This is a genomic window from Methylobacterium crusticola (assembly GCF_003574465.1).
In the GTDB taxonomy this organism is placed as follows: Bacteria; Pseudomonadota; Alphaproteobacteria; order Rhizobiales; family Beijerinckiaceae; genus Methylobacterium; species Methylobacterium crusticola.
In genome coordinates this window covers 1-3,076 of record NZ_KZ984682.1, presented here as the reverse complement: position 1 = coordinate 3,076, position 3,076 = coordinate 1, and the positions used below count along the sequence as shown (strand labels likewise).

Here is a 3,076-nt window from a genome sequence, read left to right as displayed (position 1 = left end):
GCGCCTTCCCCGCGCGGCGCGGCGGCCCCGCGCGGCGGCCCTGCGCCGGCTCGGCCTGCCGGCGGCGCCCTTCCTGTGGCTCGCCGCCTTCTTCGGCGTGCCGTTCCTGATCGTCCTGAAGATCAGCCTCTCGGACCCGGCGACCGCGCTCCCGCCCTACACGCCGGTCGTGGACTGGGAGGCCGGCATGGCCGGCTGGGCCGACGTGCTGGAGGCCCTCGACTTCGAGAACTACCGCACCCTCGTCTCCGACCCGCTCTACCTCGACGCCGGGCTGACCTCCCTCGCGGTCGCGCTCGCGGCGACCCTGATCCTGGTCGCGGTCGGCTACCCCATCGCGTACGCCATGGCGCGGGCGCCGCGGGGCCTGCAGCCGCTCCTCGTCGCCCTCATGGTGATCCCGTTCTGGACCAGCTTCCTGATCCGGGTCTACGCCTGGATCGCGATCCTCAAGGGCGACGGCCTGCTCAACCAGGCGCTCCTCGCCCTGGGGCTCGTCGCCCGGCCGCTCGCGATCCTCAACACGCCGGCGGCGGTGATGATCGGGGTGGTCTACGCCTACCTGCCCTTCATGGTGCTGCCGCTCTACGCGGTGCTCGAGCGCCTCGACCGCGGCCTCGTCGAGGCCGCCCGCGACCTCGGGGCGACGCGCCTGTGCGCCTTCCGGACCGTGACGCTGCCGCTGTCGCTGCCCGGGCTCGCCGCCGGGGCGCTCCTGTGCTTCATCCCCATCATCGGGGAGTTCATCATCCCGGACCTCCTCGGGGGCGCCGACACCCTGATGCTCGGCCGGGTGCTGTGGAGCGAGTTCTTCTCCAACCGCGACTGGCCCCTCGCCTCCGCGGTGGCGGTGATGATGCTGGCGATCGTCGCCGGGCCGGTGGTGTTCTTCCGCGAGGCCGAGGCGCGGCGGCTGGAGCGGCCGGAATGAGCGCGCGGCCCCACCCGCTCGCCTGGATCGCCCTCGCCCTCGGCCTCGCCTTCCTGTACGGGCCGATCCTCCTCCTGGTGGCCTACTCCTTCAACGCCTCCCGGCTGGTCACGGTCTGGGCCGGGTTCTCGACGCGCTGGTACGCCGCCCTCCTGGCCGACAGCGCCCTCGTGGCGGCGGCCCTCGTGACCCTGAAGGTCGCCGTCGCGTCGGCGGGCCTCGCCACCGTGCTCGGCACCCTGGCGGCCCTCGCCCTCGACGGGCGCCGCATCCCGGGCCGGGCGCTGTTCACCGGCCTCGTCTACGCGCCCATGGTGATGCCGGAGGTGATCACCGGGCTCTCCCTGCTCCTGCTGTTCGTCGGCCTCGGCGTCGAGCGCGGCCTCTGGACGGTCGTGATCGCGCACGCGACCTTCACGCTCTCCTTCGTGGCGGTGGTGGTGCAGGCGCGGTTGCGCACCCTCGACCGGGCGCTGGCGGAGGCCGCGGCCGACCTCGGCGCCGCGCCCGCGGCGGTGTTCGCCACCGTGACCCTGCCGCTCATCGCGCCCGCGGTGGTCGCCGGCTTCCTCCTCGCCTTCACGCTGTCGATGGACGACCTCGTGATCGCGAGCTTCGTCTCCGGCCCCGGCGCCACCACCCTGCCGATGCGCCTCTACAGCCAGGTCCGCCTCGGGGTGACGCCGGAGATCAACGCGATCTCGACCCTGCTGATCGGGACGGTGAGCCTCGCGGTCCTGGCGGCCTCGCTGCTGACGGCGCGGCGGGGCGCGCGCTGACCGGGCGGGCCGCCGCCCCGCGCCGGGAGCGGCGGCCCGCGGACCGGTCCCGCCCCGAACCGGCCCCGATCCTGCACCACGCTCCCGGCGGCGCCCGCCGCACGCGCAACACGAGGAGCCCGAGCCATGGACGTCGGCGTCTTCATCCCGATCGGCAACAACGGCTGGTTGATCTCGGAGGCAGCCCCCCAGTACAGGCCGAGCTTCGAGCTGAACAAAGCCATCGTCCAGAAGGCGGAGGGATTCGGCCTCGACTTCGCCCTGTCGATGATCNTCTGGGATTACAACCTCGAGTCGTTCACCCTGATGGCGGGGCTCGCGGCGGTGACCCGGCGGATCCGGCTCTTCGCCTCGACGGCGGTGCTGACGCTGCCGCCGGCCCTCGTCGCCCGCATGGCCACCACCATCGACTCGATCGCGCCGGGCCGCTTCGGGGTGAACATCGTGTCGGGCTGGCAGAAGGCCGAGTACGACCAGATGGGCCTGTGGCCGGGCGACGCCTATTTCGGCTACCGCTACGACTACGCGACGGAGTACGTCCAGGTCATGCGGGAGCTGTGGGCGACCGGCGCCTCGGACTTCAAGGGCGCGCATTTCCGGATGGACGGCTGCATGATGAAGCCCGTGCCCTCCGGCCCGATCGCCGTCGTGGCCGCCGGCCAGAGCGGCCGGGGCATGGAATTCGCCGCCGCGCACGCCGACTACAACTTCGTCCTGGGGGCGGGCGTCAACACGCCGGCGGCCTGCGGGCCGACCTGCGGGCGGCTGGTCGAGGCGGCGGCCAGGACCGGCCGCGACGTCGGCTCCTACGTGCTGTTCATGGTGATCGCCGAGGAGACCGACGCGGCCGCCGAGGCGAAGTGGCTGGCCTACCGGCAGGGCGCCGACGTCGCGGCGCTCGCCTGGATGCTCGACCAGAGCAACCAGGACGTCAACGCCACCGCCGAATCCACCGCGACCTGGATGAACCTCCCGGAGGGGGCGGTGAACTTCAACATGGGCACGCTCGTCGGCTCCCACGCCAAGGTGGCGGCGATGCTCGACGAGGTGGCGGCGATCCCGGGCGTGAAGGGCATCATGCTGACCTTCGACGACTTCCTCGCCGGGCTCGAGGCGTTCGGCACCCGGGTGCAGCCGCTGATGGCCTGCCGGGCGGCCCGGGCGGAGATCGCCGCGTGAGCGCCCCGGTCTCCGACGCGGACATCGCCCGCACCATCCTGGCCGGCACCGTCCCGGCCGCCGGGCCGGCGCACGACCTGCCCTCCGCCTGGGAGGCGGCCGCGCCCGAGCCGTCCTGGGCGGAGCGGCGCCTCGCCGCGGCCGCCCCGGCCCGCGCGGCCCCGGCCCCGGCCCTGGCGCTGCCGCC

General features: G+C 73.8%; 3 protein-coding genes and 2 pseudogenes. All 5 read left to right on the top strand.

The window, feature by feature from the left end; all coding sequences use genetic code 11:
- Positions 1–931: ABC transporter permease (locus DT057_RS05850; protein WP_420870305.1), on the top strand; the 931-nt coding region annotated here is incomplete at its 5' end.
- Positions 928–1,710 (top strand): ABC transporter permease, encoded by a 783-nt coding sequence (locus DT057_RS05845; RefSeq protein WP_128561149.1) that lies wholly within the window; start codon positions 928–930, stop codon positions 1,708–1,710. The genes DT057_RS05850 and DT057_RS05845, both read left to right, overlap by 4 nt.
- Positions 1,711–1,836: 126 nt before the next feature.
- Positions 1,837–1,983: pseudogene (locus DT057_RS36630) on the top strand (pyrimidine utilization protein A); the annotation flags it as partial.
- A gap of 1 nt (position 1,984) precedes the next feature.
- A partial coding sequence (locus DT057_RS05840) for an LLM class flavin-dependent oxidoreductase (RefSeq protein ID WP_244937360.1) occupies positions 1,985–2,889 on the top strand: 905 nt, incomplete at its 5' end.
- Positions 2,886–3,076 (top strand): annotated as a pseudogene (locus DT057_RS05835) (hypothetical protein); the annotation flags it as partial. The gene DT057_RS05840 and the pseudogene DT057_RS05835, both read left to right, overlap by 4 nt.

Excerpts from the sequence above, each read along its gene's own strand:
- DT057_RS05845 (WP_128561149.1), top strand. The coding sequence starts at position 928 with ATGAGCGCGCGGCCCCACCCGCTCGCCTGGATCGCCCTCGCCCTCGGC.